Genomic DNA, 19553 nt, shown 5'->3' with positions numbered 1-19553 from the left:
ACGGCGGGGTGGGCCGGGGCAGGAGCCGTTGGTGGTTTCGCACGGTGGGGCGGGGCGGTGATGCCTGCGGCCCACCCGCGGGGGTGGCTCCGTGGCCACAGGCTCTAGGCTTACGGGCTGTGACCTCCCTGCGCCTGCCGCTCTTCCCGCTCAACTCGGTGCTGTTCCCGGGGCTCGTTCTCCCGCTGAACGTCTTCGAGGCGCGGTACCGAGCGATGATGCGCGATCTGGCCGAGCGGCCCGAGGACGAGCGCCACTTCGCGGTGGTCGCCATCCGGGACGGCCGGGAGGTCGCCCCGACGGCGCAGGGCATGCCGGACGCCACGCTGCCGACGGCCGAGGGGCCCGCGGCCGGCTTCGGTGACGATCCGATCCAGGCGTTCCACGCGGTGGGCTGTGTCGCGGACGCGGCCACCATCCGCGAAAAATCGCCCGGCCCGGACGCCGGCTACGAGGTGCTGGCCACCGGCACCACCCGTTTCCGGCTGCGGTCGGTGGACGCCTCCGGGCCGTATCTGACGGCCGAGACGGAGGAGCTGGAGGAGGACCCCGGCGAGGGCGCGGGCGCGCTGGCCTCCGGGGTCGTACGGGCCTTCCGTACCTACCAGAAGCGGCTGGCCTGGGCGAACGAGCGGACGATCTCCAGCGGCCAGGACCTGCCGGCCGACCCGTCGGTGCTGTCGTACCTGGTCGCCGCCGCGGCCGTGCTGGACGTACCCGCCAAGCAGCGGCTGCTGGAGGCGCCCGACACCGCGGACCGGCTCGGCCAGGAGCTGACACTGCTGCGCCAGGAGTCGGCACTGCTCGGTAAGCTCCCGTCGCTGCCGGCGGTGGACCTGACCCGGCAGCCGACCAGCCCCAACTGACCGCCCGCACCGGCAGGTCCGCCCGACGCGGGGCACGAAACGCGGGGCAGGAAACGCGACGCACGAACGCGAGGCACGACGACGTTGGCGAAGAAGTCCAGGAAATCCGTGGGCACCCCCGCGACGGTGGCCCTCACCGAGGCGGGCGTCGCCTTCACCACCCACTCCTATGCGCACGACCCGGCCGTCGCCTCGTACGGCGAGGAGGCCGCCGAGGCGCTCGGGGTGTCGCCGGACCAGGTGTTCAAAACGCTGCTGGCGGAGGTGGACGGGGCGCTGACGGTGGCCGTGGTGCCGGTGTCCGGTTCGCTGGATCTCAAGGCGCTGGCGGCAGCGGTGGGCGGCAAGCGGGCCGCGATGGCGGATCCGGCGGCGGCCGAGCGGGCCACGGGCTATGTCCGCGGCGGCATCTCGCCGCTCGGGCAGCGCAAGCGGCTGCGGACGGTCGTCGACGCCTCGGCGGAGGACCGGGAGACGGTGTGCGTCTCGGCGGGCCGGCGCGGTCTGGAGGTCGAGCTGGCACCCGCGGACCTGGTGACGCTCACGGGTGCCCTGCTCGCGCCGATCGCCCGGCTCCCTTAGGGCCTGTCCGACGGGTCAGGGTCGGAAAGGCCCCAAGGCCCTCAGGGGGCCGGCGGCTGCTCTTCTCCCGGCCGTTGCTGCTCGTGCGGTGCCGGACGTTCCTGCCCGCTGGGTGCCGGGCTGCCGTCCGACGGGGCCGGGCCCTCCGGCGCCGCGGTGCCGTCCGCCGCGGGCCAGTACCCGGCCGGCTGCGGGTCGGCCGGGCCGAACAGGGCGGTCAGCACGAGGTGGGTCAGCGTCGCGGCGACCGGCCAGGCCAGGAGCGCGCCCTTCATGCCCAGCAGGAGCGGGCCGTCGAAGGTGACGCCGGGGCCGACCTGTTTGGCATGGGCGGCGACATCGGCGACGGGGCCCAGCCACATGCCCATCCGCCAGCCCAGCAGCGCGCCGACGAGGCCGCCGACGGCCAGCGCCACCACCAGCGGGACGCCGCCCCGGCGGCGGAAGAGGAAGACCGCCGCGGCGGTGAGCGCGCCGAAGGCCAGCGAGAGCAGGATGAAGGTGCCGTCCGCGGCGATGGCCTCCTCGCCCTCGGTGTTCTTGAGATAGACGGCCTTGGTGTCGGCGATCAGCGGGGTGTGCGGGGCGAGCCAGTTCCACAGCGCGCCGAGCAGCAGGCCGCACAGCGCGACGACGAGCGCGATCATCGCGGCCTCGCGCAGTTCGCGGGCGAGGCCGGGGCCGCCGTCCTCGGCCGTGGCCCCGTGGTCCGCGGCGGGCACGGCCCAGGGGCTGGGCGCGTCGTCGGCGGGCGGCCGGCCGTGGTGCGGCGGCTCGTTCGGCGGCTGGTTGTTGCGTGGCGTCAGCGGTGCGGTCACCCCGTCATCGTGCCAGGTCGGCGCGCCGGGGCGGGAAGAGGGGAGGAGGGTGGGCAGGAATGAAAGAGGTCGGTGGGACGCCAGGGCCGCCGTCAGCGGGCCGCGGCGCGGCGGTACGCCCAGGTCGCGGCGGTGAGCGAGAGGACGCCGACGGCGGCGCAGACGCCCAGGTCGGCGCCGACCATCAGCCAGTCGGGGCGCGCCGCGAAGCTGCGGGTGAGCGCCTCCACCCCGTAGGTGGAGGGCAGCAGATCGCGGGCGTAGTCGATCACCGTGGGCATCCCGCCGGGCGGCAGGACGCCGAGCAGCAGGGCGGCCGACATGCCCAGCTGGCCGCAGAGCGTGGCGATCTCCTGGCGGGGGGCGAGCAGTCCGAGGGCTGCGCCGAGGCCGGAGAGCGCGGCGCCGGAGAGCGGGATCACCGCGGCCAGCACCCACAGATGCGCCATCGGCAGCCGGAAGAGGACGCCGCCGGCCAGGGCGGTGGCCACGGCGCCGGGGACGGTGAACGAGGCGTAGGCGGCGGCCGCGCCCAGCACCACGGCGGCCGGCGGCACCGGCAGCGTGGCGTAGTGGTCGAGTCCGCCGCCGGCCCGGAGCTGCCCGAAGTACTGGGCGAGGAGGTTGAGCGCGACGAAGGCGACGACCAGCACGCTGGCGCCGGAGACCACGAAGCGGGCCTCGGTGCCGCCGTCGACCACCCCGCGCATCATGATCATGATCCCGACGGACTGGAAGGTGGCGACGAACAGCAGCGGGATCCGGGCGACCCGGGCGCGGGAGAGCTGGGCGCGGTAGACAGCGCCGAGCGCGGGCAGCAGCCGGGCGCGGGGCGCCAGCGGGGCGGCCGGTTCGTCGTCGGGCCCCGTTCCGGTGCCTGGGGAGGCCGGAGCCGCCGCCTGTGGGGGAACCACGCTCACGCCGTCATCCAGCCCTTCTTGGTGTTCGTGCTCTGCGCCGTCCCCCTTGGCCGCCCCCGTCGCCGTGCGCTCTTTCATGCCGTGACCGGTCCCTTCATGCCTTGACCAGCCCCTGGCCGCGGCCGCCGAGGGAGAGATAGACGTCCTCCAGGCTCGGCGTGGCGAAGGTGAAGTCGTCCAGGGCGGCGAAGGCGGGGCCGGTGGTCACGGCCGAGACCGCGGCGCGGGCCTCGTCGGCCGGCAGGCGCAGGGTCCAGCGGCGGCCGGAGACCTGGGCGGCCGGGCGCAGGGCGGCGACCTCGGCGACGTCCAGGGGCGGCCGGTCGCGCCAGACCAGTTCGAGGCGGACCTCGTCGGCGACGCGTTCCTTCAGGCCGCCGGGCGTATCGCAGGCGATGACCCGGCCCCGGTCGATCACCGCGACCCGGTCGAGCACGCTCTCGGCCTCCAGGACGTTGTGGGTGACCAGGACGACGGTGGCGCCCCGCTCGGCGCGGCGGCGGTCGACCGCGGCCCATACGGCGCGGCGCGCGACCGGGTCCATCCCGGTGGTCGGCTCGTCCAGGACCAGCAGCGGCCGCTCGCCGATCAGCACGGTCGCGAAGCAGGCCAGCCGGCGCTGGCCGCCGGAGAGCTTCTTGAGGGGGCGGGCGGCGATGCCGGTCAGACCCAGTTCGGTGAGCACCGCATCGCGTGCGCTGCGGGCCCCGGCGGCGTCCAGGCCGCGCAGCCGCCCGGTGGTCTCCACGGCGAGCGCGACGGTCATCTCGTCCAGGGCGGTGGACTCCTGGCCGAGATAGCCCAGCAGCCGGGCGGCGCGTTCGGGGTGGCGTACGAGGTCGTGGCCGAGGACGCGGATGGTGCCGGAGTCGGGGCGCAGCAGTCCGGTCAGCTGGCGTACCAGGGTGGACTTGCCGGCGCCGTTGGGGCCGAGCAGCCCGAAGATCTCGCCGCGCCGTACGTCCAGGCTGATGCCGTCGCTGGCGCGCACGGCGGGCCCCCGGTCCGCCCCGCGCCGCCCGCGCGCCGCCGGGTAGGTCTTGACCAGGTCCCGCACCGTGCATGCCGCCGCGCCGCGGTCCACCTGTTTTGCGCCCGTCCTCACGAGCTACGAGGGTACGCGGCCCGGAGGAGCCCCCGGTCCGCGGGGCACTGGGGGAACGGACTCAGTCACCGGCCGGTGCGTGTTCGGCCGCCGTGCGCAGATCGACTTCGCGCCAGAATCCGGCCCGGATGGCGTAGCGGTCGTGTTCGTCGATCTGGTCGTCCTTGTGGGCGAGCAGGCCGAAGCGGGCGGCGTAGCGCAGCAGTTCGCCGTCGATGCGGTGCGGGATGCGGGGGTACTCGGTGGAGAGCTGCTGGAGGTGGGCGGTGTCGGTGAGCCGGTCGGTCCAGCGGCGGGCGAAGACCTGGCCGACCTCGAAGGGGTCGCCGCTGACGGCGGTGATGTCCTCCTCGCGGTCGGCCCAGCGCTGTTCGGCGCTGGTGAGCTGGGCGAGGGTGGGCAGGGAGGCGGTCTCGGACGGTTCGCCGACGGGGCCGCGTTCGGCCCAGCCCTTGTCGGAGGACCAGCGCAGGGTGGCGGAGGGGGCGGGCACCTGGGTGCCGTTCCCGTTGCCGTTGCCGTTGCCGTTTCCGTTGCCCTGGGGCGCGGCGTGGGTGCGGCCGAGGCCGGCGAGGTCCTTGGGGGTGGGCACGACGCGGGAGGACCCGGAGGCGGACGGGCCGGCGTTCGCCTCGTCGCGGCCGTCGGCGGCGGGGCGGGCGGTGCCGTTGCTGCCGCCGCGTTCGTGGGCGGGGCCGTCGGAGTCCGCGCCGGCGGCGGCCGCCGCGGCCGCGGCGACGGCGGACTCGGGCAGCGGGGCGGAGAGGATGGCGGCGATCTCGGGGCGCGGGGCGGGCGGCGTGGCGCAGGGCCCGCCGAGTTCCTTGGCACGTACCGCGCGGGTGATCCAGGTCCGGTCGAGCACCCGTCGTTCGTCGGCCTCGGCGACCAGGTCCTCGGACTGGTTGTAGTCGCCGTCGGCGGCCTGGACGGCCCACAGGTGGACGGCCACGCCGTGTTCCTTGGCCGACATCAGTCCGGGCAGCAGATCGCCGTCGCCGGTGACCAGGACGATGTCGGAGCAGGCGCGGTTGCGGGCGAGCTCGGTCAGCTCGGCGTGCATGGCGGCGTCCACGCCCTTCTGCGCCCAGCGGCCGTCGCTGCGGGTCAGGGCACCCAGCCGGACGGTGACCCGGGGCATCACGCGCAGTCTGCGGTGTTCGGGCTGGGGGACGCGGTCGGGGGCGCCGTCGAACCAGTAGATGCGCAGCAGGGGCCGTTCCGTATCGGCCTCGGCACGCTGGCGCAGGCCCTGGATGAGGGCGGTGTGATCGACGGTGATCCGGGCGCGGGCGGGCTCTCCCGCGAGCAGACTCGCGGCGGCGCCCAGCAAATAACCGGCGTCCACCAGGACGACGCAGCGATCCACGTTCCACCCTCTTCCCTGAGGTGCTGAAGTCCGGACGCCCCCCGGCTCGGCCCGTGGCACGAGTTTCTCTTCGGCTTTCCCTCGAGTCTGCCCGACCGTACGGGTGTTATCTGCCCCGTCTGGATCATCGGCGTGGCGGATTCGGCGGGGAAGTTCGGTGCAAGTGGTGAGCATTGGCGGGATACGGCGCCTCACGCCCCCTCTCACGCACAGTAATTGCCCGAAATGCGGCTTTTGTCGTGCCGTGTAACTCTGATCCCGGTCCCGATCCAGGATCCCCCTCAGGAGGCACGGCCATGGCCAAGAGCAAGAAGGAACGCAAGCAGCAGAAGAGCAGTCCGGCCGAACGCGGCCAGCAGGCGGCCGAGAAATCGACCATCGAGGCCATCTCCCAGCCCCAGGCGCACGCCCAGGGCAGCCCGGCCGATGTCGCCCGTAAGCATCAGCGGCGGTTCGGCCACAACTGACGTGATTCGAGTATGAGTTGAGGGGCGCGCCCGGCTGCGGGCGCGCCCCTCGGCGCGGCATGACACGGTCCTGCCCGGGCTCCCGGCTCAGCCCGCCAGGCAGGACGGGCCCAGCAGCACCTTCAGATCGCCGAAGAGGGACGGGTCGGCGGTGACCCGGTGGCGGTCCAGGCGCAGCACGGTCGTCTTGCGGGTGCCCAGCAGCTTGATGCGGACCTCCGTCGAGCCGCGGTGGCTGCTGAGCACCTCGCCGAGCTTCTCGACCATCGGCGGGGTGACCTTGACCGTCGGGATGGTGATCGTCACCGGGGCGTTGGTGCCCGCCTCCGAGAGGTCGGGGACCATCATCTCCATGGCGACCAGCCGCGGGACGTCCTCGCGCTTGTCGAGGCGGCCCTTGACGAAGACGATCGTGTCCTCGACGAGCTGGGTGGACACCAGCTGATAGGTCGCCGGGAAGAACATGCAGTCCAGGGAGCCGGCCAGGTCCTCGACGGTGGCGATGGCCCAGGCGTTGCCCTGTTTGGTCATCTTGCGCTGGAGGCCCGAGATGATGCCGCCGATGGTGACGATGGAGCCGTCGGAGTAATCGCCGCCGGTCAGCTGGGAGATGGCGGCGTCCGCCTTGTCGCTCAGGACGTGTTCGAGGCCGAAGAGCGGGTGGTCGGAGACGTAGAGACCGAGCATCTCGCGCTCCTGGGCCAGGAGGTAGGTCTTGTCCCATTCGACGTCGGAGAACTCGATGTCCAGCCCGAAGCCGGGGCCGTCGTCCGCGGTGTCGTCGCCCATCCCGCCGAAGAGGTCGAACTGCCCCTCGGCCTCCTTGCGCTTGACCTGCACCACGTTGTCGATCATCGGCTCGTAGTGCGCCGTCAGGCCCTTGCGGGTGTGCCCCAGCTCGTCGAAGGCGCCGGCCTTGATCAGCGATTCGGTGGTGCGCTTGTTGCAGACGACCGCGTCGACCTTGTCGAGGTAGTCGGGGAAGGAGGAGTACTTCCCCTTCGCCTTGCGGCAGCGGATGATCGAGTCGACGACGTTCTGGCCGACGTTACGGACCGCGGTCAGGCCGAAGAGGATCACGTCATCGCCCTGGGCCGCGAAGTTGGCCTCGGATTCGTTGACGTTCGGCGGCAGCACCTTGATGCCCATCTTGCGGCACTCGTTGAGATAGACCGCGGACTTGTCCTTGTCGTCGCGGACCGAGGTGAGCAGCGCGGACATGTACTCGGCCGGGTAGTTCGCCTTGAGATAGGCGGTCCAGTAGGTGACCAGGCCGTACGCGGAGGAGTGCGCCTTGTTGAAGGCGTAGCCGGCGAAGGGGACCAGGACGTCCCACAGGGCCTGGATGGCCTGGTCGGAGAAGCCCTTCTTCTTCGCGCCCTCCTGGAAGAGCACGAAGTTCTTCGCCAGTTCCTCGGGCTTCTTCTTGCCCATGACGCGGCGCAGGATGTCGGCCTCGCCGAGCGAGTACCCGGCGATGATCTGGGCGGCCTTCTGCACCTGCTCCTGGTAGACGATCAGGCCGTAGGTCAGGCCGAGGGTCTCCTTGAGCGGCTCTTCCAGCTCCGGGTGGATCGGGGTGATCTCCTGGCGGCCGTTCTTGCGCTCGGCGTAGTTGATGTGCGAGTTCATGCCCATCGGGCCGGGCCGGTAGAGGGCCGAGACGGCGGAAATGTCCTCGAAGTTGTCGGGCTGCATCTGGCGCAGCAGCGACCGCATCGGGCCGCCGTCGAACTGGAAGACACCCAGGGTGTCACCGCGGCACAGCAGCTCGAAGGTCTTGGGGTCGTCGAGCGGTACGGACAGCAGCTCCAGATCGACGCCCTTGTTCTTCTTCACCATCTTGACGGCGTCGTCCATGATGGTGAGGTTGCGCAGGCCCAGGAAGTCCATCTTCAGCAGGCCGAGCGATTCGCACTGCGGGTAGTCCCACTGTGTGATGGTCACGCCGTCGGTGTGCCGGACCCAGACCGGGGCGTGGTCGACGATCGGCTCGCTGGACATGATCACGCCGGCCGCGTGCACGCCCATCTGGCGCACCAGGCCCTCGACGCCCTTGGCGGTGTCGATGACCTTCTTCACGTCGGGTTCGTTCTCGTACATCCCCCGGATCTCGCCGGCCTCGCTGTAGCGGGGGTGCTTGGGGTCCGTGATGCCGGAGAGGTCGATGCCCTTGCCCAGGACGTCGGCGGGCATGGCCTTGGTGAGGCGGTCGCCCATCGCGTACGGGTAGCCCAGCACGCGGGCGGAGTCCTTGATGGCGTTCTTGGCCTTGATCTTGCCGTAGGTGCCGATCATGGCGACCTTGTCGGCGCCGTACTTTTCCGTGACGTACCGGATGACTTCGACGCGCCTGCGCTCGTCGAAGTCGATGTCGACATCGGGCATGGAGACGCGCTCGGGGTTGAGGAACCGCTCGAAGATCAGCCCGTGCTCGATCGGGTCGAGGTCGGTGATGCCCATGGCGTACGCGACGATCGAACCGGCCGCGGAGCCACGGCCGGGGCCGACCGCGATGCCGTTGTTCTTGGCCCACATGATGAAGTCGGCGACGACGAGGAAGTAGCCGGGGAACCCCATCTGGATGATGACGTCCATCTCGTACTCGGCCTGGCGCTGGCGGTCCTCGGGGACGCCGCCGGGGAAGCGGCGGTTCATACCGCGGCGCACTTCCTCCTTGAACCAGGTGACCTCGGTGTAGCCCGCCTCCGGGATCTCGAACTTGGGCATCAGGTCGCGCTTTTCGAACATCCCGCTGACGTCGATCTGGTCGGCGATCAGGCGGGTGTTGTCGCAGCCCTGCTGCCAGGCGTCCGAGGAGTCGATGGCGTACATCTCCTCGGTGGACTTGAGGTAGTAGCCGGTGCCGTCGAAGCGGAAGCGGTCCGGGTCGGAGAGGTTCTTGCCGGTCTGGATGCACAGCAGGGCGTCGTGCGCGGTGGACTCGTGGGCGTAGGTGTAGTGCGAGTCGTTGGTGACCAGCGGCGGGATGTCGAGCTTCTTGCCGATCTCCAGCAGGCCGTCGCGGACCCGGCGCTCGATCTCGATGCCGTGGTCCATCAGCTCCAGGAAATACCGGTCCTTGCCGAAGATGTCCTGGTATTCGGCGGCGGACTTCAGGGCCTCGTCGTACTGGCCCAGGCGCAGCCGGGTCTGGAGCTCGCCGGAGGGGCAGCCGGTGGAGGCGATCAGGCCCTCCGACCACTGGGAGATGGTCTCCTTGTCCATCCGGGGCCACTTCTGGAGCCAGCCCTCGGCGTAGGCGTCGGAGGAGAGCCGGAAGAGGTTGTGCAGACCGGTTTTGTTCGCCGCCCAGATGGTTTTGTGGGTGTAACCACCGGAACCGGAGACGTCATCGCGCTTCTGGTGCGGCTGACCCCACTGGATCTTGCGCTTGTTGCGGCGCGACTCGGGGGCCACGTATGCCTCGATGCCGATGATCGGGGTCACGTCGGCCTTCTTCGCCGAATGGAAGAAGTCGTAGGCGCCGTGGAGGTTGCCGTGGTCGGACATGGCGATATGCGTCATGCCCATGTCCTTGCACGCAGTGAACATGTCGCTCAGCCGCGCGGCACCGTCCAGCAGCGAGTACTGGGTGTGGACGTGCAGGTGCGTGAAGGGCGGCTTGGCCACGGCGAGGGACCTCCAGAGGATCGGTACGGCGGTCTCGAAGTCTACGACTCCGCGCCGACAATCGACCGCTCCCGAGTGATCGATGCGGGCACTCCCGAGTAGCCTCGCCCGTTGTCATTCGCAGATCCATAACGAACAATCGCGGACACTCATCGATCGCAATCCGTCATGGATCCGCTTACCCCTCTTCCGCACATCTCCCGCACATCAGGAGGCACCCAGCGATGCCGTCCCCGCACGCCCCGGCACCGGACGCCGCACAGCGCGGCGAGGAGATCCTCGCCGTCTTCGACACCGCCTTCGGAGAGCTGCTCACCGCCGACCCCGCGGCCTTCCGCGTCAAGTTCCGGAAGATGGCCGCCTCGGCGTTCGCCTTCTACCGGGGCACCGCCTGCCTGTTCTACAAGGACCTGGAGGACGGCAAGGACAGCGGTCCCTACCTGGACGACCGCACCGGCCGGGTGTGGATCCACGGCGATCTGCACGCCGAGAACTTCGGCACCTACATGGACGCCACGGGCCGGCTGATCTTCAACGTCAACGACTTCGACGAGGCGTACGTCGGCCCGTTCACCTGGGACCTCAAGCGCTTCGCCGCCTCGGTGGCACTGATCGGCTACGCCAAGGCGCTCAGCGACGAGCAGATCACCGGCCTGGTGCGGATCTACGCCGCCTCCTACCGCGAGCGCATCCACGCGCTGGCCTCCGGGGCCAAGGATGACGAGGTGCCGCCCTTCACCCTGGACACCGCCGAGGGGCCGCTGCTGGACGCGCTGCGCGACGCCCGCTCGCTGACCCGCTTCGGGCTCCTGGAGTCGATGACCGAGATCCGCGACTTCGAACGGCGCTTCGCCGAGGGCGGCGGCAGCGTCGAACTGGACGCGGCCACCCGCTACAAGGTCCTCGCCGCCTTCGACGGCTATCTGGAGACGCTGCCGGAGTCGAGCCTGGACCGCCCGGACTCCTACCGGGTCAAGGACGTCGTCGGCCGCCGCGGCATCGGCATCGGCTCGGCCGGGCTGCCCTCGTACAACATCCTGCTGGAGGGCAACAGCGACGCCCTGGAGAACGACGTCGTCATCTACATGAAGCAGGCGCAGACCCCGGCCGTCTCCCGGCACATCGCCGACCCCGCGGTCCGCGGCTACTTCCAGCACGAGGGCCACCGCACGGTGATCTCCCAGCGCGCCCTCCAGGACCACGCCGACCCGTGGCTGGGCTGGACCGAGCTGGACGGCGCCGGCCAGCTGGTCGCCGAGATCTCCCCGTACGCCGTCGATCTGGACTGGTCGGACATCGACGACCTGGAGGAGATCGCCGCCGTGGTCGCCGACCTCGGGCGGGCGACGGCCACCATGCACGCCGCCGCGGACGACGAGAGCGGCCACTCGCTGGTGCCGTTCTCCACCGAGCGCGCCATCGACGCCGCCCTCGCGGCCGACGAGGACGGCTTCGCGCCGCTCCTGGTGGACTTCGCGCACTCCTACGGGGCCCGCGCCCGCGCCGACCACCAGATCTTCGTGGACCTCTTCCGCAACGGGCGGATCCCCGGCCTCTGAGCCCCCTCCCGCACCGGGCCGTCCGTATCCGTCGGTCCGTACCAGGCGGTCCGTACCGGTCGGTCCCTACCGGGAAGCCGTGACGGGCTCCCGGTACGGACCGTGCCGGTCAGCGGACTGTGCCGGTAAGGGGCATGCTGAGAGATTTGTGAGATTTCTGTGGGTTCGGGCGCCTTGGGCGCGGCCTTCACGGCCCCCGTGGCACACTCGCTGCCATGGACATCTCGGCGGCACCCCTGCGGGCACTGCGCGCGGCGCTCTTCGCCGCGCTGTGCGTGACGCTGTCCGCCGGGTCCCATGTGCTGCTGTCCCGTATGCCGCTGCCGCTGACCACCGTCGCCGCGCTCTCCGCCGCCGTCTTCGCCCTCGCCTATGCGCTGGCCGGGCGGGAGCGCGGCTACTGGCGCATCGCCGCGCTGCTGCTCCCCCTGGAGCTGGCCGCCGACACGGTCTTCAGCATCGGCCAGCACATGTGTTACGGGGAGGGCGGCGGCCCGGCCACCGGGCCGCTGCGCTCGCTGGGGATGGATCTGCTGTGCGGCGGCGGCGCCGTCGGTGTGCCCTTCCTGCGGCTGTCCCAGGACGCCGCCCCCGCCGCCCCCTGGCTGCTGCTCGCCGCCCATCTGCTGACCGGGCTGCTGGCCGCGGCCTGGCTGCGCCGCGGCGAGGCGGCGCTGACGCAGCTGCTCGGCGCGGTGGCCGCCTGCGCCGTCCGCCCGCTGCTGATCGCCGTCGCGGTCGTCGGCGCCACCGCCGCCCCGCACCGCCCGGCGCCCGCCCCCGTACGCTCCGCGCGGCCCGCCCGCGCCGTCCCGCTGCTCGTGCACTGCGTCGTACGCCGTGGACCTCCCTGCGCCCTCGCCGCCTGAGGCCCCGGCGCCCGGCGCCCCCACCGCACTCAGGCACTCCCCCGGCACGGGCCGGGACGCACGGACCCCTTTCACGGACTTCGACGGATTCGACGGAGCGGAACAGTCATGAGCAATCGCAACACCCAGGCCAACAAGCAGGCGGCCCGCGAGCGGCTGCGCGCCGAGCGCGAGCGGCAGGCGAAGAAGGACAAGACGAAGCGGCAGCTGATCGTCGGCGGCGCGGTCGTCGGCGTGCTGGCGGTGGCCGGCGGAATCGGGCTGGCGGTCGCCAACGCCGGCGGCGGCAGCTCCGGCAGCGTCTCCTCGGGCGGCGGCACCGACTGGGCGAAGGTCGCCAAGCAAAAGCTCGTCAAGCCCGCCAACACCTCCGGCACCAACGGCACCACCGTCGTCATCGGCAAGCCGGACGCCAAGAACACCGTCAGCCTCTTCGAGGACCCGCGCTGCCCGGGCTGCGCGGTCTTCGAGGAGAACGTCGGCGCGACCGTCGAGAAGGACATCAAGGACGGCAAGTACAAGGCGTCCTACCACATCGGGACGTTCCTCGACGCCAACCTCCAGGGCACCGGTTCCAAGAACGCGCTCAGCGCCCTGGGCGCCGCGCTCAACGTCAGCCCGGACGCGTTCCTGAAGTACAAGTACGCGCTGTACTCGAAGCAGTACCACCCGGACGAGACCGGCCCGGACAAGTTCGCCGACGACAGCTACCTGCTCAAGGTCGCGAACACCGTCCCGGCGCTCAAGGGCAACGCGGCCTTCCAGAAGAACCTCAAGTCCGGCACCTACGACCGGTGGGCGCTGGCGATGTCCGACGACTTCAACTCGCACAAGGACGTCACCAGCACGCCGAGCATCAAGGTCAACGACACCGTGATCGGCACCAAGACCCCGCAGGGTGTCGCGGCGCCCTCCACGGTCGCGCAGTTCAACTCCATGGTGGCCAAGGAGCTCAAGCACTGAGCCACCGCGGCACCAGCGCCCAGGCGGATGCCGATGCCAAATCTTGACCCGGGAGTCTGCCGTGCCCATGGCAGACTCCCGGCATGCAAGGGAGGGGACGAAGCGAACACCGGGCCGTGATGCGCCCGTTGCTCCCCCTCCTCGTGCACTGCCTAGTGCGCCGCGGCCCCCCTCGAACGGTCACCGCCCCGCCGGTCCGGTCGCCCGACCGGACCGTACGAGCACGCCCACCCTCGAGGAACGGGAACCCCCCCATGAGCACGCGCAACAGCCAGGCCGCCAAGAACGCCGCCCGCGAACGCATCCGCGCCGAGCGCGAGCGGCAGAAGAAGCAGGAGAGGACGCGGCGCCAGCTGATCGTCGGCGGCGCGGTCGTCGGCGTGCTGGCGGTGGCCGCCGGTATCGGCTTCGGCATCATGAAGCTGACCGAGCCCACCGGCTGGGAGGCCGCCGCTCGGGCCAAGCTCGTCGAACCGGCCCATACCCAGGGCAAGAACGGCACCGAGATCCTCATAGGCGATCCGAAGGCCGCCCAGACGCTGGAGGTCTTCGAAGACGTCCGCTGCCCGGCGTGCGCGGGCTTCGAGCAGAGCACCGGCCAGGAGCTGATCAAGGACATCAAGGAGGGCCGGTTCAAGGTCCGCTACACGATGTACTCGTTCATCGACGGGCTGTCGGGCGGCGAGGGCTCGAAGAACGCGCTGAGCGCCCTGGGTGCGGCGCTCAACGTCAGCCCGGACGCGTTCCTGAAGTACAAGACGGCGCTGTACTCCGCCAAGAACCACCCCGACGAGCGCGAGGACGTCTACGCCAAGGACTCGGCGCTGCTCAAGGTGGCGGCCGAGGTACCGGAGCTCAAGGGCAACAAGGCGTTCGAGACGGCGGTCACCAAGGGGACCTACGACCGCTGGGCGATGGAGATGACCAAGCTTTTCGGCCGTAAGGGCGTGCGGGGCACACCGACCTTCATGCACGGCGACAAGAAGCTGGCGATGGACAAGATCGTCCCGACGCAGCAGATGACGCAGGCGCAGTACAACCAGCAGTCGCTGAACAACTTCAAGAAGATGATCGACAAGGAGTTCGGCCCGGCCAGGACCCCGGGGAAGGGGACCGGCAAGGACTCCGGCAAGGGCTCGGGCAAGGACGGCGGGCAGGGCATCGCCAAGGGCGAGAAGGACCCCACGGGCAAGAACTGATCACGGTAAAGGGGTCTTTGGGGGAACGGGTCGGCGCATTACCGGGTAAGCCGGGCAGGGTCCCCCCTCCCCCATTTACTTAAGGGCATGGGAGGTACCCCCACCTACCTACTGGCCAGTAAGGTGATCGGCCGTGACCGATCATGACCACATCACACGCCGCTCCGCCGTCACGGCCGTAGCCGCCACCGCCGCGCTGCTCCCGCTGGCCGGCGCCGCCACCGCACACGCCCAGGGCGGCCCCGGCCCCCGCCCCTTCCGGCACGGCGTCGCCTCCGGCGACCCGCTGCCCGACGGCATCCTGCTGTGGACGCGGGTGACCCCGACCGACGAGGCCACCCCGGGCTCGGGCCGCGGACCGGCCGTGAAGGTGGCCTGGCAGGTGGCGAAGGACGAGCGCTTCGCCACCGTCGTGGCGCACGGCAGCGTCACCGCCACCAGCGCCGCCGACCACACCGTCAAGGCCGACGTCCGCGGCCTGCGCCCGGCCACCACGTACTACTACCGCTTCACCGCCGACGGACAGCACTCCCCCGTCGGCCGCACCCGCACCGCGCCCGCCGCCGGCACGTCACCCGGCAACGTCCGCTTCGGCGTGGTCTCCTGCGCCAACTGGGAGTCCGGCTACTTCTCGCCGTACCGGCATCTGGCCGCCCGCCGCGACCTGGACGCGGTGCTGCACCTCGGCGACTACCTCTACGAGTACAAGTCCGGCGAATACCCCGACTTCAAGTACGTCGTACGCCCCCACTCCCCCGCCCACGAGCTGCTCACCCTCGCCGACTACCGCGTCCGGCACGGCGTCCACAAGACCGACCCGGACGCGCTGGCGATGCACGCCGCGCACCCGGTCATCGCGATCTGGGACGACCACGAGTTTGCCGACAACGCCTGGAAGGGCGGCGCGGTCAACCACACCCCGGCCACCGAGGGCCCGTGGGCGCGGCGGATGGCCGCGGCGAAGCAGGCGTACTTCGAGTGGATGCCGGTGCGCCCCTCCGTCGCCGGGACCACCTACCGGCGGCTGCGCTTCGGCACCCTGGCCGATCTGCATCTGCTGGACCTGCGGTCCTTCCGCGACCAGCAGGCCGAACCGGGCAGCGGCGCGGTGGACGACCCCGGCCGTACGATGACCGGCCGGGCCCAACTGGACTGGCTCAAGACGGGACTTGCGCGCTCGGACACCGCCTGGCGGCTGGTCGGCACCTCGGTGATGATCTCGCAGATGGCGTTCGGGGCGATACCCGCGCATCTGCTGGGCCCGCTGGCCGACATCCTCGGCATCCCCAAGGAGGGCCTGGCCGTCAACACCGACCAGTGGGACGGCTACACCGACGACCGCCGCGAGCTGCTGACCCACCTCAGCGACCGCGGAATCGACAACACGGTGTTCCTGAGCGGCGACATCCACATGGCCTGGGCCAACGATGTGCCGGTGGAGGCGGCGACCTATCCGCAGCGCAAGCCGGTGGCGACGGAGTTCGTGGTCACCTCCGTCTCCTCCGACAACGTCGACGACATCCTGCACGTCGCCCCGCACACCGTCTCGCTGGCCGGGGTCGCCGCGATCCGCGCCGCCAACCGCCACGTGAAGTGGCTGGACATGGACTCGCACGGCTACGGCGTCCTCGACGTCACCGCCGAGCACACGCAGATGGATTACTTCGGCGTCTCCGACAAAACCGACCCGAACGCCACCAGCGCGCCGCTGCGCTCCTACCGGACGCGCAGCGGCACCCAGCAGATGGAGAGGGCGGACGGGCCGGTGGGGGCCTGAGGGCCTACAGCCCCTCCAGGAACCCCAGCGCCACCCTCCAGGTGCTCTCCGCCGCCTCCTCGTCGTAATCGGGCAGGCCGGGATCGGTGTAGAGGTGGCCGGCGCCGGCGTAGCGGAAGATCTCCACATCCGCGCCGGCCCGGCGCATCTGGAGGTACCAGGCGGTCAGCCAGTCGTGCGGCTCGTACGGGTCGGGGTCGGCGACATGCAGCTGCACGGGCAGATCGTCGGCGGCGGCGCCCTCGGCGAGGTCGGAGGTGCCGTGCAGCAGGAGCAGCCCGCGGGTCTTCTCGTCGGCCAGCGCCAGATTCTGGGCGATGGCGGCGCCGAAGGAGAAGCCGGCGTAGACCAGACCGCGGTCGGAGTACGGGGCCACGGCCGTCACGGCCCGCTTGAGCAGGTCGTCCTTGTCGAACTCCTCCTTGAGGGCCATACCGTCGGCCACCGAGTCCGCGGTCCTGCCGTCGAACAGGTCGGGGACGATCACCTCGTGTCCCGCGGCGCGCAGCCGGTCCGCCGCGGCATGCACCGCGGGGCGCACCCCGCACACCGAAGAAAACAGGACGATCGTCGAAGAACCGCCGGTCGCGGGCTCGCTGGGCTCGGGCACGGATATCACTCCCCTGGGTCGTATCGCTCTGTCCCATGGTGCCAGCTACGGTCGAAAGGACCGTTACCCACGGCCCCACAGCAAGGAGGAAGCCCGTGTCCCTGGAGGACGTGCTGCGCCCGATTGCCGTCATCGGCGGTGCGATCGTGGTCACGCTCATCCTGGTCCATCTCGCCGACCGCACCCTGCGCCGGATCGATGCCGCACACCCGGAGACGCCCCTGTGGGGCCTGCTGCGCCGCTGCCGGATGCCGGCTCAAGTGGTGCTGGGCGCGGCCCTGTTGCGCGGTGCCTACGACCAGACCGGGCTCGCGGTCGTCGCGGAGCACGACACGGGGATCGCCCGGGCGCTGACCCTGGTGCTGATCGCGGCCACCGCCTGGCTGCTCATCAAGGCCGCGGCCGCCATCGTCGAGTCGGCGTACACCCGCTACGCGGCCGGCGCACGGGACCAGGCGCGGGTGCGGCGGGTCCGCACGCAGGTGACGCTGATCCAGCGGGTGGTGACGGCCGCGGTCGTGATAGTCGCCGCGGCCGCGATGCTGCTGACCTTCCCGGAGATGCGCGCGTTCGGCGCCTCCATGCTGGCCTCGGCCGGGCTGCTGGGCATCGTCGCCGGTATCGCCGCCCAGTCCACGCTGGGCAATCTCTTCGCCGGTCTCCAGATCGCCTTCGGTGACATGGTGCGCATCGGCGACACCGTCGTCGTGGACGAACAGTGGGGCACGGTCGAGGAGATCACCCTGACCTTTCTGACCGTACGGACCTGGGACGAGCGCCGGATCACCATGCCGGTCTCGTACTTCACCGGCAAACCGTTCGAGAACTGGTCGCGCGGCGGAGCACAGATGACCGGCACGGTGCTCTTCCACCTCGACCACAGCGCGCCGGTGGAGAAGATGCGCCAGCGGCTGCTGGAGATCCTCCAGGAGTGCGAGGACTGGGACGGCCGGTCCTGGAGCCTGGTGGTCACCGACACCACGCCGTCGACGATGGTGGTCCGGGCGCTGGTGACCGCCCGCGATGCGGACAGCATCTGGGCGGTGCGCTGCCAGGTGCGGGAGCGGATGATCGAGTGGCTGCGCACCGAGCACGCCTATGCGCTGCCCCGGATCGCCACGGCGCCCGCGCCACTGGGTGACCACGCCCTGACCAGGGACGACGAGGATGCGGGCCCGGCGCGTTGAACCGCTGACCGGGCGCCGCGTCAGGGCGTGCCGCGCAGGCTGCGCATGTCCAGATGGCGCAGCACCCGGTCGACGACCTCCGGGTCGGCGCCCGGCTCGCTGCGGGCCGCGAGCACCTCGTGCCGGGCGGCCGAGAGCATCTCGCCCTGGATGCGCTGCACCTTCTTCAGCCGGCCGAGGCGCTTCTCGAACAGCTCGCGCCGTTCGTCGTCGACGATCTCCGGGGCGATCCGGGCGCCGATGTCGTACGCCCGGCGGGCCAGCTGGTCGCGGACCTCCTCGGACAGCTCCTCGACCTCCATGATCTCCTTCAGCCGCCGCTTGGACGCCTTGATCACCCGGATCGCCAGCTCCCGCTCCATCGCGTCGGGCGCATCCTCGTCGGCCCGTACTCCCAGGGCACGCACCAGCCGGGGCAGGGTCAGCCCCTGGACGAGCAGGGTGGTGAGCACCACGGCGAAGGCGATGAAGAGGATCTCGTCGCGGGCGGGGAACGGCGCACCCGCGTCGGTGGTGAAGGGAATGGCCAGCGCCAGGGCGACGGACGCCACCCCGCGCATGCCCGACCACCACACGATCAGGGTCTCCCGCCAGCTCATCGGGATGTCCTCGTCGTAGTCGCGCAGCCGGTGCATCCGCTTGGCGAGCCAGGCCGCGGGCAGCAGCCACACCAGCCGTACGGCGACGACGACGGCGACCACCGCGGCCCCGGCACCCAGCATCGCGCCCCAGCGCCCGGCGGCGGCCCCGAAGATGGTGTGCAGCTCCAGTCCGATCAGCCCGAAGGCGACGCCGGTGACGAGGGTGTCGACGATCTCCCAGAAGGTGTAGCCGGCCAGCCGGCCCAGCACGTCGTCGGCGTCGACGGCGTACTCGGCCAGGAAGAGCGCGGTGGTCAGGACGGCCAGCACCCCGGATCCGTGGAAGTTCTCGGCCATCACATAGGCCACGAACGGCACCAGCAGCGTCAGCCCGATCTGGAGCGTGGGATCGCCCAGCAGGCCCATCAGCTTGTTGGTGACCCAGCCCAGGGCCAGCCCCACCACTATGGCGACGACCGCGGAGAGCACCAGCGAACCGGCCGCGGCGGGCAGCGAGAACGCGCCGCCGACCGCCGCGGCCAGCGCCACGTGGTACAGCACGATCGCGGTGACGTCGTTGAACAGCCCCTCGCCCTCCAGGATGGAGACCATCCGGCGGGGCAGCCCCAGCTTTCCGGCCACCGCGGTGGCGGCCACCGGGTCGGGCGGGGCGACCAGCGCGCCCAGCACCACCGCGGCGGCGACCGGCATACCCGGCACCACCGCCTGGGCGACCGCCGCCACCGCCGCCGTGGTCGCGAAGACCAGCAGGACGGCGAGCAGGAAGATCGGCCGGATATTGGCGGTGAACTGCCGCCAGGAGGTGCGCTGCGCGGCGGCGTAGAGCAGCGGCGGCAGCACCAGCGGCAGGATGAACTCGGGCGGGACATCGACGTTCGGCACGAACGGCAGCAGCGCCAGCACCGCGCCGGCGAGCGTCATCAGCACCGGGGGCGGCAGCCCCAGCCGGTCGCCGACCGGCACCATGACCACGGCTCCGAGCAGCAGGAAGAACAGCAGAGCCAACTGGTCCACGGTGGTAACGCTC

Annotated in this window: 16 protein-coding genes; 9 read left to right on the top strand and 7 right to left on the bottom strand. The window is 71.2% G+C overall.

All coding sequences use genetic code 11. The features are described 5' to 3' along the window. Positions 1-119 precede the first annotated feature (119 nt). A complete protein-coding gene (locus tag SNA_RS09380) occupies positions 120-866 on the top strand; it encodes an LON peptidase substrate-binding domain-containing protein (RefSeq protein ID WP_030068231.1) in 747 nt (248 codons plus the stop codon). A gap of 84 nt (positions 867-950) precedes the next feature. Next, on the top strand, positions 951-1448 hold the full coding sequence (gene ybaK, locus SNA_RS09375) for a Cys-tRNA(Pro) deacylase (RefSeq protein WP_030068230.1): 498 nt from the start codon (positions 951-953) through the stop codon (positions 1446-1448). A 41-nt stretch (positions 1449-1489) separates the two neighbouring features. Here ybaK and SNA_RS09370 read toward each other — a convergent pair whose 3' ends face one another. The 4 genes from SNA_RS09370 to SNA_RS09355 all read right to left on the bottom strand — a co-directional run bounded on the left by SNA_RS09370 (position 1490) and on the right by SNA_RS09355 (position 5660). Then, the gene (locus SNA_RS09370) at positions 1490-2266 is read right to left on the bottom strand and encodes an ABC transporter permease (protein ID WP_078969785.1); all 777 of its coding nucleotides are present in this window, start codon (positions 2264-2266) and stop codon (positions 1490-1492) included. Between the two features lie 92 nt (positions 2267-2358). Continuing rightward, positions 2359-3264, bottom strand: a complete 906-nt coding sequence (locus SNA_RS09365; RefSeq protein WP_078969784.1) for an ABC transporter permease — start codon at positions 3262-3264, stop codon at positions 2359-2361. A 16-nt stretch (positions 3265-3280) separates the two neighbouring features. After that, positions 3281-4291: an ABC transporter ATP-binding protein gene (locus tag SNA_RS09360; RefSeq protein ID WP_420823462.1), complete on the bottom strand. Its 1011-nt coding sequence runs from the start codon at positions 4289-4291 to the stop codon at positions 3281-3283. A 61-nt stretch (positions 4292-4352) separates the two neighbouring features. Then, positions 4353-5660 (bottom strand): NYN domain-containing protein, encoded by a 1308-nt coding sequence (locus SNA_RS09355; RefSeq protein WP_044364275.1) that lies wholly within the window; start codon positions 5658-5660, stop codon positions 4353-4355. Between the two features lie 296 nt (positions 5661-5956). Between SNA_RS09355 and SNA_RS43125 the strand changes: the two genes are divergently transcribed. Further along, the gene (locus SNA_RS43125) at positions 5957-6127 is read left to right on the top strand and encodes a hypothetical protein (protein ID WP_198535007.1); all 171 of its coding nucleotides are present in this window, start codon (positions 5957-5959) and stop codon (positions 6125-6127) included. A gap of 87 nt (positions 6128-6214) precedes the next feature. Here SNA_RS43125 and dnaE read toward each other — a convergent pair whose 3' ends face one another. After that, positions 6215-9760: a DNA polymerase III subunit alpha gene (gene dnaE / locus SNA_RS09350; RefSeq protein WP_030068223.1), complete on the bottom strand. Its 3546-nt coding sequence runs from the start codon at positions 9758-9760 to the stop codon at positions 6215-6217. 224 nt (positions 9761-9984) lie between these two features. Here dnaE and SNA_RS09345 point away from each other — a divergent pair, with 224 nt between their 5' ends. The 5 genes from SNA_RS09345 (at position 9985) to SNA_RS09325 (ending at position 16127) form a co-directional block, all read left to right on the top strand. Beyond that, a complete protein-coding gene (locus SNA_RS09345; protein ID WP_044364274.1) occupies positions 9985-11319 on the top strand; it encodes a DUF2252 domain-containing protein in 1335 nt (444 codons plus the stop codon). A 215-nt stretch (positions 11320-11534) separates the two neighbouring features. Next, complete coding sequence (locus SNA_RS09340) at positions 11535-12188, top strand: hypothetical protein (protein WP_030068222.1); 654 nt, start codon at positions 11535-11537, stop codon at positions 12186-12188. A 108-nt stretch (positions 12189-12296) separates the two neighbouring features. Further along, a complete protein-coding gene (locus SNA_RS09335) occupies positions 12297-13151 on the top strand; it encodes a thioredoxin domain-containing protein (RefSeq protein WP_030068221.1) in 855 nt (284 codons plus the stop codon). A gap of 254 nt (positions 13152-13405) precedes the next feature. Further along, positions 13406-14350, top strand: coding sequence for a thioredoxin domain-containing protein (locus SNA_RS09330; RefSeq protein WP_044364273.1), 945 nt, complete (start codon positions 13406-13408; stop codon positions 14348-14350). 133 nt (positions 14351-14483) lie between these two features. Beyond that, positions 14484-16127: an alkaline phosphatase D family protein gene (locus SNA_RS09325; protein ID WP_030068219.1), complete on the top strand. Its 1644-nt coding sequence runs from the start codon at positions 14484-14486 to the stop codon at positions 16125-16127. A gap of 4 nt (positions 16128-16131) precedes the next feature. Here SNA_RS09325 and SNA_RS09320 read toward each other — a convergent pair whose 3' ends face one another. Continuing rightward, entirely contained in the window at positions 16132-16737 is a 606-nt protein-coding gene (locus tag SNA_RS09320) for a dienelactone hydrolase family protein (protein WP_030068218.1), read from the bottom strand. Between the two features lie 101 nt (positions 16738-16838). Here SNA_RS09320 and SNA_RS09315 point away from each other — a divergent pair, with 101 nt between their 5' ends. Further along, positions 16839-17924: a mechanosensitive ion channel family protein gene (locus SNA_RS09315; protein ID WP_030068217.1), complete on the top strand. Its 1086-nt coding sequence runs from the start codon at positions 16839-16841 to the stop codon at positions 17922-17924. Positions 17925-17944: 20 nt separating this feature from the next. Here SNA_RS09315 and SNA_RS09310 read toward each other — a convergent pair whose 3' ends face one another. Continuing rightward, a complete protein-coding gene (locus SNA_RS09310) occupies positions 17945-19540 on the bottom strand; it encodes a Na+/H+ antiporter (protein ID WP_030068216.1) in 1596 nt (531 codons plus the stop codon). Positions 19541-19553 lie beyond the last annotated feature (13 nt).

Source organism: Streptomyces natalensis ATCC 27448, assembly GCF_000935125.1.
Lineage (GTDB): Bacteria > Actinomycetota > Actinomycetes > Streptomycetales > Streptomycetaceae > Streptomyces > Streptomyces natalensis.
Note: the sequence above shows the minus strand (reverse complement) of the source record. Positions and strands in the feature narration are given on the sequence as shown.